The sequence below is a fragment of the Kitasatospora sp. NPDC088264 genome, from assembly GCF_040685715.1.
GTDB lineage: Bacteria > Actinomycetota > Actinomycetes > Streptomycetales > Streptomycetaceae > Kitasatospora.
The window spans coordinates 50,149-73,616 of record NZ_JBFBIR010000022.1 but is presented as its reverse complement, the minus strand read 5'-3'; the positions used below and the strand labels follow the sequence as shown (position 1 = coordinate 73,616).

Genomic DNA, 23,468 nt, shown 5'->3' with positions numbered 1-23,468 from the left:
AGAGCGAACGTGACGATCACCAACGACAGTGTCCTGTCGCCGGCGCAGCAGCGCCTGTGGTTCCTGAACCGCTTCCAGGAGGGCGCCGCCGGCCACACCCACACGGTGGCGCTGCGGCTGGTCGGCGGCCTGGGTCCGGAGCAGCTGCGCGCCGCGCTGGACGCCCTGGTCCGGCGGCATCCGCTGCTGGGCACCGTGCACCGCGAGGCCGAGGGCCGCTGCCGCCCCGAACCCGCCCCCGACGGCGGGGCGTTCGCCGGGCTGCGGCCCGAGCCGGTCGCCCCCGACGAGCTCGACGAGGCGCTGACCCGGGCGGCCGGCCAGGGCCTGGACCTCACCCGGGAGCCCCCGCTGCGGGCCCGGCTGCTCGCCACCGGGCCGGACGCCCACGTGCTGGTCCTGACGGTGCACGAGATCGCGGCCGACGAGCGCTCGCTCGCCGTGATCGTCGACGACCTGGCCCGGGCGTACGCGGCGGCCACCGCCCCGGCCGCCCCCGGCGCGCCCGAGCCCGCCCCGCAGTACGCCGCGGCCGCCGCCGCCGACCGGGAGCTGAACGGCGCCCCCGAGCGGCCCACCGAGTACGCCGCGGCCGAACTCGCCCACTGGCGCGCCACTTTGGACGGCGCGCCGGCGCAGCTCGACCTGCCCGTCGACCGGCCGCGCCCGGCCGTCACCCGCTACGCCGCCGACGAGTACCGCAACGAGCTGGACGGCCCGCTGACCGCGGCCCTCGCCGACCTGGCCGCCGACTGCGACGCAGGCGTCGAGGCGGTGCTGCACGCCGCCGTCGTGGCGCTGCTCGGCCGCTTCGGCGCCGGCGCCGACGTCCCGCTGATCGGCAGCCTGCCCGGCCGCGACGGCGGGCGGCGCGCCGCCGTGGTCGGCCCGCTGGCCAACCCGGTGGTGCTGCGGGTCGTCCGCCGCCCCGGCGCCTCCTTCCGCGAGCTGGTCGGCGACTGCGCGGCGGTCGCCGCCACGGCCCGGCGCCACGGTGGCGTCCCGTTCGAGACCGTGGTCGGCGAGCTGCGGCCCGAGCGCGCGCTCAACCGCCACCCGCTGGCCCAGGTGGCCTTCGACCTCGCCGAGGACCTGCCCGCCCGGCTCGGCTTCGGCCCGCTCGACGCCCAGGTGGCCCAACTGCCGCGCCAGCACTCCCCGTTCGACCTCCAGCTGCGCTTCCGCAGCGCGCCCGACGGCTCCGGGCTGCGGCTGGCCGCGACCTTCAGTACCGAGCTGTTCGACCCGGAGACCGTCCGGCGGCTCACCGACGCGCTGCCGCGCCTGCTGGCCGCCGCCGTCGCCGCGCCGGACGCCGACCCGGACGGTTACGAGGTGCTGGACCCGGCCGAGCGGCACGCCCTGCTGACCGCGTGGAACGCCACCGACCGGCCGGTGCCCGACTCCGACGTCTCCGCGCTGTTCCGGGCCCGGGCCGCCGCCCAGCCCGCGCGGACCGCCCTGATCGCCGGCGACACCGTGCTCAGCTACGCCGAACTCGACGACCGGGCCGAGCGGCTGGCCGGCGAGCTGCGCCGCCACGGCGCCGCCCCGGGCCGGCTCGTCGCCCTGGCGCTGCCGCGCTCCGCCGACCTCGTCGTCGCCCTGCTCGCGGTGGCCCGCACCGGCGCCGCCTACGTGCCGCTCGACCCCGACTACCCGGCCGACCGGATCGGCTACATCCTCGACCACGCCGCCCCCTCGGCGCTGGTCACCGACAGCGCGACGGCCGGGCGGCTGCCCGCCACCGCCGCCCACCGGGTGCTGCTGGACGACGAGCAGGTGCGCGCCAGGCTGGCGACGGAGCCCGCCGGGCCGCAGGGCCCCGCCGCGACCGCCGCCGACCCGGCCTACGTCATCTACACCTCCGGCTCCACCGGCCGGCCCAAGGGCGTCGTCATCAGCCGCCACGCGCTGACCAACTTCCTGGTCTCGATGGCCGACCTCTTCCCGCTCACGGCCGAGGACGTCTGGACCTCCGTCACCACGATCGCCTTCGACATCGCCGCCCTGGAGCTCTACCTGCCGCTGGTCGGCGGCGCCACCGTGGTCCTCGCCGACCGCGCGACCGTCACCGACCCCGCCGGGCTGGGCACCCTGGTCGGCCGCACCGGCACCACGATCATGCAGGCCACCCCCAGCCTCTGGCAGGCCCTGTGCGACGAAGTCCCGCAGGCGCTGCGCGGCCTGCGGATGCTGGTCGGCGGGGAGGCCCTGCCGGCCGCCCTCGCCGAGCGGATGCGCGCGCTCGGCAGCGAGGTCACCAACCTGTACGGGCCCACCGAGACCACCATCTGGTCCACCGCCGCCCGCCTGGACGACCGCCCCGGCGCGCCGACCATCGGCCGGCCGATCGGCAACACCCGGGTCCGGGTCCTCGACGAGGCGCTGCGCCTGGTGCCGATCGGCGCCGCCGGCGAGCTGTACATCGCCGGGGACGGCGTCGGCACCGGCTACCTGCACCGCGAGGACCTCACCCGGGACCGCTTCCTGCCCGACCCGTACGGCGCCGAGGGCGAGCGCATGTACCGCACCGGCGACATCGTCCGCTGGGCCGCCGACGGCAACCTGGAGTACGTCGGCCGCGCCGACTTCCAGCTGAAGGTCCGCGGCTTCCGGATCGAGCCCGGCGAGATCGACGCCGTCCTGGAGCAGCACCCCGCGGTGGCCCGCGCCGTCACCGTCGCCCGCGAGTACGCGGCCGGTGACACCCGGCTGGTCTCCTACGTGGTGCCGGCCGGCGAGGGCGGCGCCGACCCGGCCGAACTGCGCGCGCACGCCGCCGCCACGCTGCCCGGCTACATGGTCCCGGCCGTGGTGGTGCCGATCCCCGGGATCCCGCTGACCCCCAACGGCAAGACCGACCGGGCCGCGCTCCCGGACCCGGGCACCGCAGCGACCGGCAGCGGGCACGGGCCGCGCAGCGCCCGCGAGGAGCAGCTCTGCGACCTGTTCTGCGAGGTGCTCGGCGTCGCCTCGATCGGCGTCGACGACAGCTTCTTCGACCTCGGCGGCCACTCCCTGCTCGCCACCCGGCTGATCGGGCGCATCCGCTCGGTGCTGGACGTCGAGGTGCCGATCCGCACCCTGTTCGAGTCGCCCACCGTCGCCGGGCTGGCCGGCCGGCTGGGCAGCGAGCCCGCCCGCCGGGCCGGGCTGGTGCCGGTCGACCGCGACCGGCCGCTGCCGCTCTCCTACGGCCAGCAGCGGCTCTGGTTCCTGTACGACTACGAGTCCCAGGGCACCGAGTACAACTCGCCGCTCGGCCTGCGGCTGACCGGGCCGCTCGACCGGGACGCCCTCGGGCGCGCCGTCGACGCGCTGGTGGCCCGGCACGAGGCGCTGCGCACCACCTTCGCCACCGAGGGCGGCCAGGGCGTGCAGGTCGTCCACGCCCCCGCCCACCGGCCGGTGCGCTTCACCGACCTCGCGGCCGAGGGGCGCGTCGACGACCTCGACCAGCTGCTGCGCACCGAGCTGAGCCGCTCCTTCGACCTGCGCGGCGGCCCGCTGCTGCGCCCCTGGCTGATCCGGCTGGCCGACGCCGAACACCTGCTCGTCCTCGACATGCACCACGTCGTCACCGACGGCTGGTCCAAGGAGGTGATGGCCCGCGAGCTCGTCGCCCTGCTCGGCCAGGAGGCCACCGGCCGACCCGCCGCGTTGAGCGAACTTCCCCTTCAGTACGCCGACTTCGCCGTGCACCAGCACGGCGAGCGGGGCGCGCGGGAGGCCGCCGACCTCGCCTACTGGAAGCGCCGGCTGGACGGCGTGGTGCCGCTGGAGCTGCCGACCGACCGGCCCCGGCCCGCCACCCGCGCCACCCGGGGCGCCGGCCACTCCTTCGAGCTGAGCCCCGAGCTGGTGGCCGCCCTCACCCGGCTCTGCCGCCGGGAGGGCGTCACCCTGTTCACCGTCCTCACGGCGGGCGTCCAGCTGCTGCTGTCCCGGTACGCGCGCCAGCGCGACGTCGCCGTGGGCACCATCGTCTCCGGCCGCGAGCACAGCGAACTGGAGGACGTGCTCGGCTTCTTCGTCAACACGCTGGTGCTGCGCGCCCGGACCACCCCCGACACGACCGTCGGGGCCTTCCTGGCCGACGTCCGGCAGGGCGTGCTGGAGGCCTTCACCCACCAGCACCTGCCGTACGACCGGCTGATCGACGAGCTCAAGCCGGACCGCGACCCCAGCCGCACCCCGCTGATCCAGGCCGCGCTGATGCTCAAGCGGGCCCAGGACGCGCTGCCCGGCCCGGACGGCCTGCGGGTCGAGGAGAGCGCCCTGCCGCGGATGCACGCGCTGTTCGACATCGGCTTCGAGTTCGAGGAGCGCGACGGGCGGCTCGGCGGCCTGGTCGAGTACAGCACGGCGCTCTTCGACCCGGAGACCGTCGCCCGGATCGCCCGCCACCTCACCGTGCTGCTGGAGGGCATGGCGGCGGCCGACCCGGACCGGCTCGTCGACGAGCTGCCGCTGATGGACGAGCAGGAACGCCGGCTGGTCACCACCGGCTGGAACGCCACCGCGACCGGCGCCCGGTTCCACACGGCGACCATCCACGGGCTGGTCGCCGACCAGGCCCGGCGCACCCCGGACGCCGCGGCCGTCACCACCGAGGACCGCAGCCTGACCTTCGCCGAACTCGACGCGCTGACGGACGCGCTGGCCCACCGGCTGGCCGACCGCGGCGTCGGCCCGGGCACCGTCGTCGGCGTCCGCACCCGGCGCGCCGCCGAGATGACGATCGCCCAGCTCGCCGTGCTCAAGGCCGGCGGCGCCTACCTGCCGCTCGACCCCGAACTGCCCGACGACCGGACGGTCTACGTGCTCCAGGACGCCGGGGTGCCGGTGCTCCTCACCCAGCGCGACCTGCCCGGGCCCGAGGCGCCGGACGGCGTCGAGGTGCTGTACGTCGAGGACACCGGGCCCGGCACGCACGACGGGCCGCCCGAGGTCGCCGTCGGCCCGTCCGACCTCGCGTACGTGATCTACACCTCGGGCTCCACCGGCAAGGCCAAGGGCGTGCTGATCGAGCACCGCGGCGTGGTCAACCTGTGCGACTGGTACCGGGACTTCTTCGACGCCGGGCCCGGCGACCGGGCCACCCAGATGGTGCCGCCCGGCTTCGACCCGACGGTGCTGGAGCAGTGGGGCGCCCTCGCCTGCGGCGTGGAGGTCCGCTTCGCCTCCGACCGCGTCCTGGAGGACCCGCACCTGCTCGCCGGCTGGATCGTCGAGCAGGGGATCACCCTCATCCTTATCCCGGCGCCGCGCCTGGAGGCCCTGCTCGACCAGCCCGCACTGCACCAGGGCCGGGTGCGCCACATCCTCACCGGCGCCGACGTGGTGCGCCGCCGGCTGCCGCGCGGCTCGACGATGGCGCTGTCCAACCTGTACGGCCCGACCGAGACCACCGTGCTCACCACCGGCACGGTGCTGGAGGCGGAGGAGGACGCCCCGGTCGGGCGGCTGCCCTCGATCGGCCGGCCCATCGCCAACACCACCGGCTACGTGCTCGACGAGCACCGCGAGCCCGTCCCGGTGGGCGTGCCCGGCGAACTGTACGTCGGCGGCGCCGGGGTGGCCCGCGGCTACCTGGGCCGCCCGGAGCTCACCGAGGAGCGGTTCGTCCCGGACCACCTCGCCGCCACCGCCGGCGCGAGGCTCTACCGCACCGGCGACCTGGTCCGCTGGCTGCCCGACGGCACGCTCGAATTCCTCGGGCGGATCGACAACCAGGTCAAGGTGCGCGGCTACCGGATCGAGCTGGGCGAGATCGAGACCGCGCTGCTCGACGACGAGGGCGTCGAGCAGACCGCGGTGGTCGCCCGGACCCAGCCGTCCGGGCAGACCGTGCTGACCGGCTACGTGGTGCCCGCGGACGGCACCGCCGACCCGGAGAAGATCCGGGCCCGGCTCGCCGAGCGGCTGCCCGGCTACATGGTCCCGCCGGTCGTCATCGTCCTGGACGCGTTCCCGATGACCACGAGCGGCAAGATCGACCGGCGGGCCCTGCCGGAGCCGGAGGAGCAGCGGCCGGCCGCCGAGCCCACCGCGCCCCGGGACGAGACCGAGGCGGCGCTGGCCGGGATCTGGGCCGAGGTGCTGGGCGTGCCCGTCGTGGGAGCCGAGGACAACGTCTTCGACCACGGCGCCAACTCGGTGCTCACCCTCCAGGTCACCGCCCGGATCCGGGAGGTGTTCGGCGTCGGGGTCTCGGCCCGGCACGTGTTCGCCGCCCGCACCGTGGCGGCCCTCGCGGACCAGGTCCGCAAGCAAGTACTCGAAGACGTGCGCCGGACACCGGCGGACCGGACGACGACGCGCGGTGGCGCGCGGGGGAGCAACCGATGACAGACCAGCGACACAGCGAGGGCCAGGACGCCGACGAGATCCTGCGGCAGCGACTGGCGGCCGGCGGCGGCGGCGACCGCGACGCGATCCGGCCCGGCGGCGACGGCCCGGCCCCGCTCTCCTTCGGCCAGGAACGGCTCTGGTTCCTCCAGGAGTTCGAGACCGACGCGGTCGAGTACACCACCTCCTTCGGCCTCCGGCTGCGCGGCGGCCTCGACCTGGCCGCGCTGCGCACCGCGCTGACCGGCCTGGTCGAGCGGCACGAGCCGCTGCGCACCGTCTTCACCACCGAGGACGGCGTGGCCCGCCAGGAGGTCCGGCCCGCCTACGCCCCGGACACCGAGCCGGTGGACCTGAGCGCGCTGGGCGCCGAGGAGGGGGAGGCCGAGTTCGCCGCGCTGCTGCGCCGCGAACTCGCCACCCCCTTCGACCTCGCCAGCGGCCCGCTGCTGCGCTCCACGGTCGTGCGGCACGGCCCGGACGACCACGCGCTCTTCCTCAACCTGCACCACATCGCCGCCGACGGCTGGTCCAAGGGCCTGCTGACCGGCGAGCTCGGCGAGCTCTACCGGGCCGCCGTCGAGGGCCGACCGCACACCCTCGCCCCGCTGCCGGTCAGCTACCGCGACTACTCCCGCTGGCAGCGCGAGCGCTGCACCGAAGACCGCCTGTCCGGGCAACTGGACTACTGGCGTGACGAGTTGGCGGACATCCAGCCGCTGGAGCTGCCCACCGACCGGCCCCGCCCGGCGGTGCGCACCACCGTCGGCGCCCTGCACGCCTTCCAGGTCGACGCCGAGGTCGCCGCCGGGCTCGACACGCTCGGCGCCGAACGCGGCACCACGCTCTTCGCCGTGCTCGCCGCCGCCACCCAGGTGCTGCTGGCCCGGCACACCGGCCAGCGCACCGTGGGCCTGGGCACCGTGTCGGTCGGCCGCGACCGCACCGAACTGGAGCCGCTGGTCGGCTTCTTCGTCAACACCCTGGTCCTGCACGGCCGGATCGACCTGGACGAGGCCTTCGGCGACCTGCTGGAGCGCACCACCGACCAGCTCTGGGACGCCCTCAGCAACCAGGACGTCCCCTTCCACCGCCTGGTGGACGAGATCCAGCCCGAGCGCGACCCGAGCCGCACCCCGCTGGTGCAGGCCGCCCTCGTGCTCCAGAACGACCCCGGCGCCCTGCCCGACTTCGGCGGCCCGGCCGTCGAGGAGTTCCGCGCGCCCTCGGTGTCCTCCATCTTCGACCTGACGCTGGAGTTCACCCCGGCCGCCGACGGCACGCTGGGCGGGACGGTGGAGTACAACACCGACCTGTTCGACGCCTCGACCATCGACGCGCTCTGCACCCGGCTGCTGCTCCTGCTGGCGGGCGTCGCCGCCGACGCCGACCGCCCGGTCGGCGACCTGCCGCTGCTCACCGCCGCCGAACTCGACACCGTCACCCGCGACTGGGCCGAGAACCGGGTGCCCTACCCGGCCGACCGGACCGTCCACTCGCTGGTCGCCGAGCAGGCCGCGGCCACCCCCGACGCCGTCGCCGTCACCGCCGCCGAAGGTGAGCTGACCTACCGTCAGCTCGACGAGCGGGCCGACCGGTTGGCCCGGCTGCTGCTCGACCACGGCGCCCGCCCCGGCCAGCACGTCGCGGTCTGCCTGCCCCGCGGCACCGGCCTGGTCGTCGCCCTGCTGGCCGTGCTCAAGGCCGGCTGCGCCTACGTGCCGCTGGACCCGGACTACCCGGCCGACCGGCTGGAGTTCATGCTCGCGGACACCGGGGCCGCGCTCTGCGTCACCGACCGGGAGCTGCTCGAACGGCTGCCCGACCTGGCCGTCCCGGCCCTGCTGCCCGCCGAGCGCACCGCCGAGCTGGCCGCCCTCCCGGCCGGCCCGCCGGCCACCGACGCGGGGCCGCGGAGCGCCGCCTACGTCATCTACACCTCCGGCTCCACCGGCCGACCCAAGGGCGTCGTGGTCGAGCACCGCTCCATCGTCCGGCTGGTCCGCGGCGCCGACTACGCCCCGCTGGCGGCCGACGACGTGGTGGCGCAGGTCGCCGACGCCACCTTCGACGCGGCGACCTTCGAGTTCTGGGGCCCGCTGGTGGCCGGGGCGCGGATCGCCGTCATCACCAAGGACGTCCTGCTCGACCCGCCGGCCTTCGCGGCCGCACTGCGCTCGACCGGCGCCACCGCGATGTTCCTCACCGCCGGCGTCTTCAACCAGGTCGTCGGCCTGGAGCCCACCGCCTTCGGCGGCATGCGCCACCTGCTGGTCGGCGGCGAGGCGCTCAACCCGCGCCGGATCGCCGAACTGCTGGCCGGCGGCGCCCCGCCGCAGCGGCTGGTCAACGGCTACGGCCCGACCGAGACCACCACCTTCGCCGTCTCCCACCTGATCCGCGAGACCGACGGCGTGCGCGCCATCCCGATCGGACGCCCGATCTCCAACACGGCGGTGTACGTCCTCGACGAGCGCCGCCGCCCCGTCCCGCCCGGCACGCCCGGCGAGCTCTGGATCGCCGGCCCCGGCGTCGCCCGCGGCTACCTGGGCCGCCCGGAACTGACCGAGGAGCGCTTCCAGCCCTCGCCGTTCGCGGCGGAGCCCGGCGAGCGGATGTACCGCACCGGGGACGTGGTGCGCTGGGCCGACGGCCTGGTCGAGTACCTCGGCCGCGCCGACACCCAGGTCAAGGTCCGCGGCTACCGGATCGAGCCCGGCGAGGTCGAAGCCGTCCTGGAGGCCCACCCCGCGGTGGCCGAGGCCCTGGTGGTCGCCCTCGCGGACGGCGACCACAAGCGGCTGGTCGGCTACCTGCGCGCCGAGCCCGGCGCCGTCATCGCGCCGCAGGACCTGCGGGCCTTTGCCGAGCAGCGGCTGCCCTCCTACAGCGTTCCGACCGCCTTCGCCACCCTCGACGCCTTCCCGCTCACCCCCAACGGCAAGGTCGACGTCCGGGCCCTGCCGGCGCCGGACGCCCCCCTGGAGCGGGAGGACTACCGGGCCCCCGAGGACCCGGCCGAGCAGGCGCTCGCCGAGGTCTGGTCGGAGGTACTCGGCATCGGCAAGGTCGGCGTCGACGACAACTTCTTCGAACTCGGCGGCGACTCCATCCTGAGCATCCAGGTGGTCGCCCGGGCCCGCCGGGCCGGACTCGTCATCACCTCGAAGGACATCTTCTCCCGGCAGTCGCTCGCCGACCTCGCCCGCGCCGCCCGCCCGGTGGAGGAGGCCCCGGTCGTCCAGGCCGACGCCGACGACCACGAGCCGGCCCCGCTCGGCCCCGTCCAGGAGTGGTTCTTCGCCCACCACACCCGCGGCGCCCACCACTTCAACCAGTCCGTGCTGATCACCCTGGACGGCGCGGTCGACGAGCCCGCGCTGGCCCGCGCCCTGGCCGGCCTCGTCCGCCGGCACGAGGCCCTGCGCACCCGCTTCGCCACCGGCCCCGACGGCCGGCGGGTCCAGACCGTCAGCGCGCCGGACGCCGACGCCGTGCCGGCCGAGGCCCGGATCGAGCGGATCACCCTCGACCAGGCCGCCCCCGGGGAGCGCGCCGCCGCCATGCGCACCCTCGCCGAGGCCGCGCAGGCCTCGCTGGACCCGGCCGAAGGGCCGCTGGTGCGCACCCTGCTGTTCGACCACGGCGTCGGCGAGCCCGCGCGGCTGCTGCTCACCGTGCACCACCTGGCCGTGGACGGCGTCTCCTGGCGGATCCTCCTGGAGGACCTGGAGAGCGCCTACCGGCAGGCCGTCCGCGGCGAGGACGTCGACCTCGGCCCGGCCGGCACCTCGTACCGCGGCTGGGCGCGCCGCCTCGCCGCCTTCACCCAGGACGGCGGCCTGGACGACGAGCTGGCGCACTGGGCCCGCCCGGTGCCGGCCGGCTCCGCCGACCTGCCCACCGACCGGGAGGGCCGCAACAGCGTCGGCGACACCCTCGCCGTCAGCGCCGGCCTCGACGCCGAGCGGACCCGGCAACTGCTCCAGGACGTGCCCGCCGTCTACCGCACCCAGGTCAACGACGTCCTGCTGACCGCGCTCGGCCGCGCGCTCGCCCGCTTCACCGGCCGGGCCCGCACCCTGATCACCCTGGAGGGCCACGGCCGCGAGGAGATCCTGGACGGTACCGACGTCTCCCGGACGGTCGGCTGGTTCACCTCGATCTTCCCGGTGCTGCTGGAGTCCCCGGCCGACCGCCCGCTCGGCCGGCTCATCCGCGACACCAAGGAACTGCTGCGCGCCGTGCCCGGCCGCGGCGCCGGCTACGGTCCGCTGCGCTACCTGCGCGGCGACCAGCCGCAGGCCGCCGCCCTGGCCGCGGCGCCGCAGCCCCAGGTCAGCTTCAACTACCTCGGCCAGTGGAGCGACGCCGCGGCCGGGAGCGAGCTGTTCCGCGCCGTCGAACCCGACTACGGCCTGGACCACCACCCGGACGAGGAGCGGCCGCACCTGCTGGACATCGTCGGCGAGGTCCGGCACGGCGTGCTGACCTTCGACTTCCACTACGCGCCGCAGCGCCACGACCAGGCCACCGTGCAGCGGCTCGCCGACGACTTCGCGGCGGCCCTGACTGAACTCGTCGAGCACTGCCTGACCCCCGGCGCCGGCGGCGCCACCCCCGGCGACTTCCCGCTGCTCACCCTCGACCAGGCGACCGTCGACCGGCTGGTGCCGGCCGGCTCCACCGTCGAGGACATCCACCCGCTGACCCCGATGCAGAGCGGGATGCTCTTCCACACCCTCAACCAGGACGGCGTCGGTGCCTACTCCGACCACGTCGCCTTCCGGCTGGAGGGCGTCCGCGACGTCGACGCGCTGGCCGCCGCCTGGCAGCACGTGGTCGACCGCACCCCCGCGCTGCGCACCCGGCTGGTCTGGGACGGCGTCCCCGAGCCCGTCCAGGTGGTCGAGCGCTCCGCCCGGCTGACGGTGCGCCGCCTCGACTGGACCGGCCTGCCCGCCGCCGAACTGGACCGCCGGCTCAAGGCGCTGATCGACGAGGAGCGCGCCACCGGGATCGAGCTGTCCCGGGCGCCGCTGATGCGCCTCGCCCTCGCCCGCGAGGACGAGCGGACCGTCCGCGTCGTGTGGACCTTCCACCACGCCGTCCTGGACGGCTGGAGCACCTCGCACCTGTTCGCCGACCTCTTCGCCGCCTACCAGGCGCTCACCGACGGCAGGGGCAAGGCCCCGGCGCTGCCCGAGCGCCGGCCGTTCCGCGACTACGTCGCCTGGCTGGCCCGGCAGGACAAGGACGCGGCCGCCGCCCACTGGAGCGCCCTGCTGGGCGACCTGGACGCGCCGACCCAGCTGCCCTTCGGCCGCTCGGTGCCCCAGGGCCACGAGTCCCAGTCCGCCGGGCAGGTCCGGGTGGGCCTGTCCGGCGCCGAGACCGACGCGCTGGTCGCGATGGTCCGCCGCCACCGGCTCACCCTCAACACCGCCGTCCAGGGCGCCTGGGCGATCCTGCTGGCCCGCCACTCCGGGCAGCGCGACGTCTGCTTCGGCACCACCGTGGCCGGCCGCCCGACCGAGCTGCCCGGCGCCGACACCATGGTCGGCAACCTGCTCAACACCCTGCCGCTGCGCACCGAGGTCGACCAGGACGCCCCGCTGGTGGAGTGGCTGGCGGCCCTCCAGGCCGAGCAGGCCGAATCCCGGCGCTTCGAGTACTCCTCGATCGCCGAGATCCAGCGCAGCAGCAAGGTCCCGCGCGGCAGCGCGCTGTTCCAGACCCTGGTGGTGTTCGAGAACTACCCGGGCAACGGGGCCGCCGCCGAACGCCACGGACTGCGGCTCAGCGACGTCCGCGCCGTCGACACCACCAGCTTCACGCTGGACCTCACCGCCTACGACGACGACGGCTCGCTGACCCTGCTGCTCTCCTACGACCCGGCGCTCTACGACCGCGCCCAGGCCGAGGTGCTGGCCGACCAGCTCGCCGTCCTGCTCGGCAGCATGCCCACCGCCCCCGGCCAGCGGGTCGGCGACGTCCCGATGCTGTCGCTGCGCGCCCGCGACCGCGTCCTGTACGAGTGGAACGACACCGGCACCCCGGGCGCCGACGCCTGCCTGCACGAGCTGATCGCCGAGCAGGCGCAGCAGACCCCGGACGCCGAGGCGGTGGTCTTCGAGGAGACCGTGCTGACCTACGCGGACCTGGAAGCCCGGGCCAACCGGCTGGCCCAGCACCTCGTCGGCCAGGGCATCGGCCCGGAGACCGTCGTCGCCATCTGCCTGGACCGAGGCCCGGACACCGTCGTCGCCGCCCTCGGCGTCCTCAAGGCCGGCGCCGCCTACCTGCCGCTGGACCCCACCCACCCCGCCGAGCGGCTGAGCCTGGTGCTGGACGACAGCGCCGCCGCGATGCTCGTCACCCAGCGGGACCTCGCCGAGCGGCTCCCGCTGTGCGACGCGACCGTGCTCTGCCTGGACGCCGACCGCGAGGAGATCGACAGCTGGCCCGCCGAGGCGCCCAGCACCGAGGTGACCCCGGACAACCTCGCCTACGTCATCTACACCTCCGGCTCCACCGGCAAGCCCAAGGGCGTCACGGTCGAGCACCGCAGCGTCGCCCGGGCCGCCGCCGCCTGGCGCGAGGCCTACCGGCTCGACCGCGGCCCCGTCCGCCAGCTCAACCTCGCCAGCATGGCCTTCGACGTCTTCGTCTCCGACCTGACGCACGCGCTGACCACCGGCGGCGCCCTGGTGCTCTGCCCGAAGGACGCCACCACCGACCCGGTGCGCCTGCTCGACCTGATGGAGCGCCAGCGCGTCACCCACGTCGAGACGGTGCCCTCGCTGGCCAACGCGCTGGCCGACGAGGCCGCCCGCAGCGGCCGGGCCTTCCCGCCGCTGCGCTACCTGGCCGTCGGCTCGGACAACTGGCGCACCGACGACTGCCGGCGGCTGCTGAAGAGCGTCGCCCCCGGCACCGTCGTGCTCAACTCCTACGGCGTCACCGAGGCCACCGTCGAGTCCTCGTACTTCACCGTCACCCCGCAGAGCCTGCCGGACGTCGCGTCCGTGCCGATCGGCCGGCCCATCCCGGGCACCCGGATGTACGTCCTGGACGCGGACCTGGAGCCGCTGCCGGTCGGCGTCGTCGGCGAGCTCTTCCTCGGCGGCACCGGCGTCACCCGGGGCTACCTGGGCCGCCCCGACCTCACCGAGGAGCGCTTCTCCGCCGACCCGTTCACGCCCCACCCCGACGGCCGGCTCTACCGCACCGGCGACCAGGCCCGCTTCCTGCCCACCGGCGACGTCGAGTTCCTCGGCCGCGGCGACGACCAGGTCAAGATCCGCGGGTTCCGGGTGGAACTCGCCGAGATCGAGGCCGTCCTGCGCCGCCACCCCGACGTCCTGGAGGCCGTCGCGGCGCTGCGCTCCGAGCCGGGCGCCGTCCTGACCGGGTACGTCGTGCCCCGGCCCGGCACCGCACCGGAGAGCGCCGAACTGCGCCGCTACCTGGAGGGCTCGCTGCCCCGCCACATGGTGCCGCAGGCCTTCGTCCGGCTCGACCGGCTGCCGCTGAACGCCAACGGCAAGGTGGACCGGCGGGCGCTGCCGGCCGCGGCCGCCGACGACCGCCCGGTCACCACCAGGACGGCCCCCCGCAACCCCGCCGAGCAGGCGCTCGCCGGGCTCTGGGCGGAGGTCTTCCGGGTGCCCGAGGTCGGCGTCGACGACAACTTCTTCGACCTGGGCGGTGACTCGATCCTGAGCATCCAGGTCGTCTCCCGGGCGCGGCAGTTGGGACTGCGCCTCAGCTCGCAGGACATCTTCAGCCACCAGACCATCGCCGGGATCGCCGCGGCGATCTCGACCCACGAACCCGAGGAGCCGGCCGGCGTGAACACCGAACCCGTCACCGGAAGGGCGCCGCTGACCCCGATCCAGCGCGCCTTCTTCCACCACCACACCGAGGCCCCCCAGCACAGCACCATGTCCGTGCTGGCCGAGCTGCGCGAACTCCCCGACGAGGCGCACCTGCGCACCGCGCTCGACGCCCTCCTCACCCACCACGACGCCCTGCGCACCCGCTTCCGCACCGTCTACGGCCGCTGGCAGCAGGAGATCGCCGCCCCCGGCGACGGCTGGCCGCTGGAGCGGCTGGACCTCACCCTGGAGGCCGACCCGGAGGGCGCGCTGCTGGCCGCCGCCACCGCCGCCCAGTCCGGCTTCGACCTGGCCGAGGGCCCGCTGGTGCGGGCCGTGCTGGCCGACCTCGGCGGCACCGCCGGCGCCCGGCTCTTCCTCACCGCCCACCACCTGGTGGTCGACGCGGTCTCCTGGCAGACCCTGCTGGGCGACCTGGAGACGGCCTACCGGCAGGCCGCCGAGGGCCGGCCGGTCGACCTCGGCTCGCGCGGCACCTCCTTCCTCGACTGGTCCCGCCGGCTCTCCGAGCACACCGCGGTCGGCGGCTTCGACGAGGAGCTGGACCACTGGTTCGCGGCCGGCCGCGCCGGCGGCGAGCCGCTGCCCGCCGACCTCACCGGCACCCCGACCGTCGCCACCGCCGCCGCCGTCCGGGTCGGCCTGGACGCGGAGAGCACCGACGCGCTGCTGCGCGAGGTCCCCGCGGTCTACCGCACCCAGGTCAACGACGTCCTGCTGACCGCGCTCGCCCGGGTGCTCGCCGACTGGACCGGCCGCTCCGCCGTCCTGGTGGACCTGGAGGGCCACGGCCGCGAGGAGATCTTCGACGACGTCGACCTGAGCCGCACCACCGGCTGGTTCACCACCTCCTTCCCGGTCGCCCTGGACACCGCCGACGGCGCCGACTGGGGCGCCCGGCTCCGCTCCGTCAAGGAGCAGCTGCGGGCCGTCCCCCAGCGCGGCATCGGCTACGGCGCGCTGCGCCACCTCAGCCCGGCCGGGGCGCCCGGCGAGCTGCTCGCCGAAGGCCCCCGCGCCCAGGTCGGCTTCAACTACCTCGGCCGGGTCGTCGACGGCCACGACGGCGGCCTGCTGCACGACGTGCGGCTCGGCTACGGCACCGAGCAGGCGCCCGGGGAACTGCTGGAGTACCCGCTCGACATCGTGGCGTACGTGCGCGACGGCAAGCTCGGCTTCGAGCTGTTCCACTCCACCGCGACCCACACCACCGAGACCGTCCAGCGGGTCGGCGACCAGCTCGTCGAGGCCCTGCGCGGGATCGTCGCGCACTGCCGCGAGGCCGGCGCCGCCGCCTCCGGGGCCACCCCCTCGGACTTCCCGCTCGCCCGGGTCGACCAGCCGCTGCTGGACGAGCTGACCGCCCTGGGCCGGATCGCCGACCTCTACCCGGCCACGCCGATGCAGCACGGCCTGCTGTTCCACAGCCTCACCGAGGAGGGCGAGGGCGTCTACCTCGGCCAGCTGTCCTTCCTGCTGGAGGGCGGCGTGGACGCGGACGCCTTCGCCGAGGCCTGGCAGCGCCTCGCCGACCGGACCCCGATGCTGCGCACCGCCTTCGCCCGGGTCGACACCGACCAGCCGCTCCAGGTGGTCCGCGAGCACGTCACCGTGCCCGTCGAGCGGCTGGACTGGAGCGCCCTGCCGGCGGCCGAGCGCGAGCAGCGGTTCGCCGCGTACCTCGCCGAGGACCGCACCCGCGGCATCGACCTGGCCGTGGCGCCGCTGATGCGCCTGGCCCTGATCGACGAGCCGGACGGCGCCCTGCGGGTCGTCTGGACCTCGCACCACCTGCTCCTGGACGGCTGGAGCAGCGCCGAACTGGTCTCCGAGGTGGTCGACGACTACCTCCGGCTCACCGGCCACGACCGGCCCGGCCCGGCCGCCCGCCGCCCGTTCCGCGACTACGTCGCCTGGCTCGGCGAGCAGGACCTGGCCGACGCCGAGCGCTACTGGCGCGAACTGCTCGACGGCTTCACCGCCCCGACCGCGCTGCCGGCCGACCGGGCCGGCGAGGAGGCGGCCCGCCAGGGCAGCGAGGCGACCAGCGTCTTCCAGCTGGAGCCCGAGGTCACCGAGCGGCTCGCCGAGGTCGCCCGGCGCCACCGGCTCACCACCAACACGCTCGCCCAGGGCGCCTGGGCGCTGACGCTCTCGCGCTACGCGGGGGAGCGGGAGGTCTGCTTCGGCTCGGCCGTCTCCGGCCGCCCCGCCGACCTGCCCGACGTCGAGTCGATGATCGGCCTGTTCATCAACAACCTGCCGGTGCGGGTCGAGGTCCGCCCCGAGCAGCCCGTCCTCGACTGGCTGGGCGACCTCCAGCGCGACCAGGTCCAGGCCCGCAGCTACGAGTACGTCTCGCTGGCCCAGATCCGCGGCTGGACCGGGCTGCCCGCCGGGGTCGACCTGTTCGACAGCTACGTGGTCGTCGAGAACTACCCCTTCGACGGCGAACTGGGCTCCGACCAGGGCATCCGGATCCGCGACGTGCGCTCCCAGGAGCCCACCAGCTACGCCATGGTGCTCGCGGTCTTCGCCGGCGAGCAGCTCTCCTTCCGGCTCGCCTACGACCCCGGGCTCTTCGACGCCGACACCGCCGACCGGGTCACCGGCGACCTGCGCGCCCTGCTGGAGGAGATCGCGGCCGAGCCCGAGCGCACCCTCGCCGAGCTGCGCGCGCTGGCCCCCGCCCACCGGGAGCGGCTGCTCACCGGCCACAACGAGACCGCCACCGCGCTCACCACCGACGCCCTGGTGCCCGAGCGGTTCGCCCGCCAGGCCGCCGCCACCCCGCAGGCCGTCGCCCTGGTCCACGGCGGCGAGCGGATCACCTTCGCCGAGCTGGACGAGCGGGCCAACCGGCTCGCCCACCACCTCGCCGACCAGGGTGTCGGCCCCGAGGTGCCGGTCGCGGTCTGCCTGCGGCGCGGCCCCGGCCTGATCACCGCGCTGCTCGCGGTGCTCAAGGCGGGCGGCGTCTACACCCCGCTGGACCCGGCCGCCCCGGCCGAGCGCCTGCGGCTGCTGGTCGAGGACGTCAAGCCCCGGGTGGTGATCGCCGACGAGGCCGCGAGCACCACACTGGCGCTGCCCGCCGACGTCGCCCTGGTCGTCCCGGAGCGCGAGCGGGACGCGATCGCGGCCCGGCCCGCCACCGCCCCCGACCCGGACCTCGCCCCGGAGCACGCCGCCTACGTCATCCACACCTCCGGCTCCACCGGCAAGCCCAAGGGCGTGCTGGTCGAGCACGGCAGCCTGGCGAACCTGCTCGACAGCCACCTGCGGACGGTCTTCGAGCCGCTGCGCGAGGCCTGCGGCGACCGCCAGGTCCGGGTCGCCCACCTGGCGCCCGCGTCCTTCGACGCCTCCTGGAACCCGGTGCTGTGGATGGTCGCCGGCCACGAGCTGCACCTGGTCGACGACGAGGTGCGGCGCGACGCGCACGCCCTGGTCGCCTACCGCGCCGAGCAGCGGATCGACTTCCTGCAGACCACCCCGTCCTGGTTCCGCCAGCTCGACGACGCCGGACTGCTCGCCCCCGGCACCCACCCGCTGCGCGGCGCGGCACTCGGCGGCGAGGCGATCGGCCAGGCCCAGTGGGACCGGCTGCGCGCCCAGTCCGACCTGATCGCCTACAACTTCTACGGGCCCACCGAGGCCACCGTGGACGCGCTGGTCTGCCGGGTCGCCGACAGCCCCCGGCCCGTCCTCGGCCTGCCCGTCCAGAACGTCCGGGCCTACGTCCTGGACCCGGAGCGCAACCTCGCCCCGGTCGGCGCGCCCGGCGAGCTGTACCTGGCCGGCGACGGCCTCGCCCGCGGCTACCTGGGCCGCCCCGACCTGACCGAACAGGCCTTCCTGGCCGCGCCGTTCGACCCCAAGGAGCGGCTGTACCGCACCGGCGACCGGGTCCGCCGGCTGTCCGACGGCCGGCTGGAGTTCCTCGGCCGGCTCGACGACCAGGTCAAGCTGCGCGGCTACCGGATCGAGCCGGGCGAGATCACCGCGGCCCTGGACGCCCACCCGGGCGTCGCCGAGTCCGTCGTCCTGGTCCGCGGCGAGGCCGAGCACGCCCGCCTGGTCGCCTACCTGCGGCCGGCCGCGGGCGGCGTCCCCGGCGCCGCCGAGCTCGCCGGCTACCTCGCCGAGCGGCTCCCGGCCCACCTGGTGCCGGCCGCCTTCGTCGAGGTGGAGTCCTTCCCGCTCACCCGGCACGGCAAGATCGACCGGGCCGCGCTGCCCGACCCCGCCGAGACGGTCGTCGAGGCCGCCGAGGAGTGGGTGGAGCCGCGCGACGAGACCGAGAAGCTGATCGCCGGGATCTGGTCCGAGACCCTGCACGTGGAGCGGGTCGGCGCGCACGACAGCTTCTTCGCCCTCGGCGGGCAGTCCCTGACCAGCGTGCAGGCGATCACCAGGATCAAGCAGACCTTCGGCATCCGGATCGCCTTCCGCAGCCTCCTGGAGAACCCCACCGTGGCGGGGGTGGCGCGACTCGTCGAGGACGCGCTGCTGGAGGAACTGGAGCGAGAGGCCGCGCGCCAGTCGGCGCCGGCGGCGGAGTAGGGGCAACCGACATGAGTGAGACCCAGACGTCCACGTCCCGCGAGGACCGCATCGCGGCCCTGCCCGAGCACCTGCGGGCCCTGCTGCGGGACCGCCTGGCGGGCGCCGAGGCGCCCGCCCCCGAGGCCGCCGCGAGCACCGTGCTGCGCCCCGCCGACCGTTCCCGCCCGCTGCCGATGTCCTTCGCCCAGCAGCGGATGTGGTTCCTGTACGAGTTCGACCCGGAGTCGGTCGGCTACAACTCCTCCTTCGCACTGCGGCTGCGCGGCGACCTCGACCGCGCGGCGCTGCACGGCGCGCTGGCCGCCGTCGTCGACCGGCACGAGGCGCTGCGCACCACCTACGACCAGGTGGACGGCGTCCCGGTGCAGGTCCCGCACCCGAGCGTGGACATCCCGCTGCCGGTCGTGGAGGCCGGCGGCGGGACGCCCGAGGAGCGGGAGGAGGAACTGCTGCGGCTGGTCCGCGAGGAGGCCGGCCGGCCCTTCGACCTGCGCACCGGCCCGGTGCTGCGGACCCTCCTCGTCCGGCTCTCCGACCGCGAGCACGTGCTCGTCCTGAGCATCCACCACATCGCGCACGACGGCTGGTCGCTGTCGATCGTCACCCGCGAGCTGGGCCAGTACTACGCGGCCGCGCTCCAGGGGCGCGAACCCGACCTGCCCGCGCCGGGGCCGCAGTACGCGGACTACTCGGTGTGGCAGCGCGAGCGGGCCTCCGGCGGGCGGCTCGACGAGCAGCTCGACTACTGGCGCGAGCAGCTCGACGGCGTCCCCGTGCTGGAGCTGCCGACCGACCGGCAGCGCCCCGCCGTGCCCACCGGGGCGGGCGCCTTCCACGAGTTCAGCGTCCCGGCGGAGACCGTCGCCGGGCTGCGCGAGCTCACCGAGTCCGCCGCGGCGACGCTGTTCATGACGCTCACCGCGGCCACCCAGCTGCTGCTGGCCCGGCTCTCCCGGCAGGAGGACGTCGCGATCGGCACCCCGGTGGCCGGCCGCGACGAGCCCGAACTCGCCGACCTGGTCGGCCTGTTCCTCAACACCCTGGTGCTGCGCGCCCGGACCGAGCCGGGCCTGGGCTTCCGGGACTTCCTGGGCCAGGTCCGCGACACCGTGCTGGCCGGCTTCGACCACGCGGAGGTCCCGTTCGAGCGGGTGGTGGACGCCGTCCAGCCCGAGCGCGACCCCAGCCGGATGCCGCTCGCCCAGGTGCTCATCGTCCTGCAGAACGCCCCCGAGGCGGTCCTCGACCTGCCCGGGCTGACCATGGAGCAGCTGGCCCTGCCGCAGGCGAGCACCGGCTTCGACCTCGTGGTGGCCTTCGAGGAGCGCCCCGACGGCAGCCTCTGGTCCGCCCTGGAGTACAGCACCGACCTGTACGACGAGGCCACGGTGCGCCGCTTCGCCGGCCACCTGACCACCCTGCTCGGCTCGATCGCCGCCGACCCCGACCAGGAGCTGGGCCGGCTCGACCTGCTCGACCCGAAGCAGCACAACCGGCTCACCGTGGACTGGGCCCGCAACCCGGTGGCCTTCCCCGAACAGGACCCGGTGCACCTGCTGGTGGCCAAGCGGGCCGCCGAACGCCCCGACGGCCTCGCGGTGGTGCGCGGCGACGAGCGGCTCAGCTACGCCGAACTCGACCGCCGGGCCGGGCTGTTGGCCGAGGTGCTGCGCTCCCGCGGCACCCGCCCCGGCGACGTCGTCGGCGTCTGCTGCGAGCGCGGTCCCGACCAGGTGGCCGCCACCCTCGCGGTGCTCAAGGCCGGCGCCGCCTTCCTGCCGCTGAACCCGCGCTTCCCGGCCGCCCGCCGGGAGCTGATGCTGGCCGAGACCGGCGCCGGGTTCGTCTTCACCGAACGCGCGCTGGCCGCCGACGCGGGCGAGTCCGCCGCCGAGCCGCTGATCCTGGAGGACCTGCGCCCGCAGCTCGACGCGCACACCGGACCGGTGCCCGAGGGCGACCGGGTGGGGCCGGACGCGCTCGCCTACATCGTCTACACCTCCGGCTCCACCGGGACGCCCAAGGGCGTGCTGCTGGGCCACGGCGGCCTGACCAACGTGGTCAACGCCTCCCGGCTGATCGTCGGCACCGGCCCCGAGAACACGGTGACCCAGCTCTCCTCGCCCAGCTTCGACGGCGCGGTCTGGGAGACCTTCCTCGCCCTCGTCTCCGGCGCGGCGCTCGCCCTCCCGGCGAACGAGTCCGAGGCGCTGGGCAGCGAGCAACTGCGCGCCATGGCGGGAGGCCGGCCCACCGTCCTCGCGCTGCCGCCCGCGGCCCTCGCGGCGGTCGAGCCCGAGGCACTGCCCGCCGGCTCGGTGGTGCTCGCCGTCGGCGACCGCTGCCCGGTCGGCCTGGCCCGCAAGTGGTCGCGGGTCCACCGCTTCATCAACGGCTACGGCCCGACCGAGAACACCGTCGGCGCCACCATGTTCGAGGTCCAGGACGAGGAGGCCGGCAGCCGGCTGTCGATCGGCCGGCCGCTGCCCAACACCGAGGTCTACCTGCTGGACCCGCACGGCAACCCGGTTCCGCCCGCCGTCACCGGCGAGATCCACCTCGGCGGTCGCGGCGTCGCCCAGGGCTACCTGGGCCGCCCGGAGCTGACCGAGCAGAGGTTCGTCCCGCACCCCTTCGCGGACGACCCCGGGGCCCGGCTCTACCGCACCGGTGACCTCGGCGCCTGGCTGCCCGACGGGCGGATCGACTTCCGCGGCCGCGCCGACGACCAGGTCAAGATCCGCGGCTTCCGGGTCGAGCCCGGCGAGATCGAGTCGGCGATGCAGCGCCACCCCGCGATCGACCAGGCCGCCGTGGTGGTCCGCGAGAGCGACCGCGGCAAGCAGCTCGTCGGCTACCTGGTCGCCGCGCCCGGCCGCGACCGGGGCGAGGCGGTCCGCGAGGTCCGCGAGGCCCTGACCGAGGAACTGCCCGCCTTCATGGTGCCGGCCGCGCTGATCCCGATGGACGCGATGCCGCTCACCACCAACGGCAAGGTCGACCGGGACGCCCTGCCGGACGCCCGGGAGGCCCTGACCAGGGTCTCCACCCCGCCGACCGGCCCGGTGGAGACCGCGCTGGCCGAGGTGTTCCGCTCGGTGCTGGGCATCGAGGACGTCGGCGCCGAGGACGACTTCTTCCTGCTCGGCGGCGACTCCATCCTCTCCACCCAGGTGGTCGCCCGGGCTCGCCAGGAGGGCCTGCACTTCACCGCCCGGGACCTCTTCCAGCACAAGACCGTCGCCGCGCTCGCCAAGGCCGCCGGGACGGGGGAGAGCGGGCCGACCGAGGAGGACCCGTACCGCACCGGGCCCGTGCCGCTGACCGCCGTGCAGCAGTGGTTCTTCGAGCACCACACCGTCAACCCGGGCCACTTCAACCAGTCGCTGCTGTTCGAACTCGTCCCGGGCACCGACGCCGAGGCCCTGCGCGCAGCCCTGGCCGCGCTGGTCGGGCAGCACGACATGCTGCGCGCCCGCTACACCCGCGACGCCGGGGGCGCCTGGTCCCAGGAGGTGGCGGTCGAGGCCGACGGCTGCTGGGACTTCCAGCGGCTCGACCTCGCCGGGGCGCCGGACGCCGAGGAGCGCGCCACCGAGGCGTTCCGGCAGGCCCAGAGCGGCCTGCGGCTGGCCGACGGGCCGTTGCTGCGCGCCGTCCTGGCCGACCTGGGACCGGACCGCCCGGCCCGGCTGTTCCTCACCGCGCACCACCTGGTGGTCGACGGCGTCTCCTGGCGCATCCTGCTCGACGACCTGCGCTCCGCCTACGCCGACCTGGCGGCCGGCCGGCCCGTGCGGCCCGCCCCGCGCTCCACCTCCTTCGGCCAGTGGTCCCGCCGACTGCGCGAGCACGCCCTGACCGGCGGCTTCGACGACGAGCTGGCGCACTGGCGGTCGCTGCCCGAGCCCGCCGGGGAGCACCTGGACACCGGCCGGTTCGGTGACCGCCGCACCGCGCGGCACACCCTGACCGGGGACGAGACGGAGGCGCTGTTGCGCCGGGTGCCCGGCGTGCTGCGCGCGCAGGTCCACGAGGTGCTGCTGACCGCCCTCGCCCAGGCGCTCGCCGCCCAGGGCCACGCCGGCGACGGCGGCACCGTGATCGACCTGGAGGGGCACGGCCGCGAGGAGATCCTGGACGGCGTCGACCTGTCCCGCACCGTCGGCTGGTTCACCACGATCTACCCGGTGCTGCTCGACGTGCCCGCGGACCTGGCGCCGACCGCCGCCGTCCGGGTGGCCAAGCGCCGGCTGCGGGCCGTCCCGCGCCGCGGCATCGGCCACGGCGTCCTGCGGCTGGCGGCGGCCGTCGAGGCCCGGGAGGACCTGCTGGTCCCGGTGCCCAGGGCCCGGATCGGCTTCAACTACCTCGGCCAGTGGGACAACCAGCTGCCCGAGGGGGACCGGCTGATCCTGCGCCACCTGGACCACGGCGGCGGCGACCACGAGCCGGGCGAGACCCGCACCTACGAGCTGGACGTCGCCGCCGCGGTCGAGGGCGGCCGGATGGAGCTGTCCTGCGTGTACGCGGGCGGCCGGTTCGACGAGGCGGCGGCCACCGCCCTGCTCCAGCGCATGCACGAGGCCCTGCGCGAGATCGTCCGGGCCTGCGGATGACCGGCCGGGCCGGTACGGACACGGC

At 75.6% G+C, this 23,468-nt stretch carries 3 protein-coding genes; all 3 read left to right on the top strand.

From position 1 onward, the window contains the following. Nucleotides 1-9: 9 nt before the first annotated feature. From AB0O82_RS19270 to AB0O82_RS19260, 3 genes are read left to right on the top strand one after another with little or no spacing between them, the layout of a single operon-like run. The gene (locus AB0O82_RS19270) at nt 10-6,354 is read left to right on the top strand and encodes an amino acid adenylation domain-containing protein (protein WP_363585128.1); all 6,345 of its coding nucleotides are present in this window, start codon (nt 10-12) and stop codon (nt 6,352-6,354) included. Next, the gene (locus tag AB0O82_RS19265; RefSeq protein ID WP_363585126.1) at nt 6,351-18,821 is read left to right on the top strand and encodes an amino acid adenylation domain-containing protein; all 12,471 of its coding nucleotides are present in this window, start codon (nt 6,351-6,353) and stop codon (nt 18,819-18,821) included. The genes AB0O82_RS19270 and AB0O82_RS19265 overlap by 4 nt, the downstream gene beginning before the upstream one ends. 11 nt (nt 18,822-18,832) lie before the next feature. Further along, a complete protein-coding gene (locus tag AB0O82_RS19260; RefSeq protein WP_363585124.1) occupies nt 18,833-23,443 on the top strand; it encodes an amino acid adenylation domain-containing protein in 4,611 nt (1,536 codons plus the stop codon). The last annotated feature ends 25 nt before the right edge of the window (nt 23,444-23,468 follow it).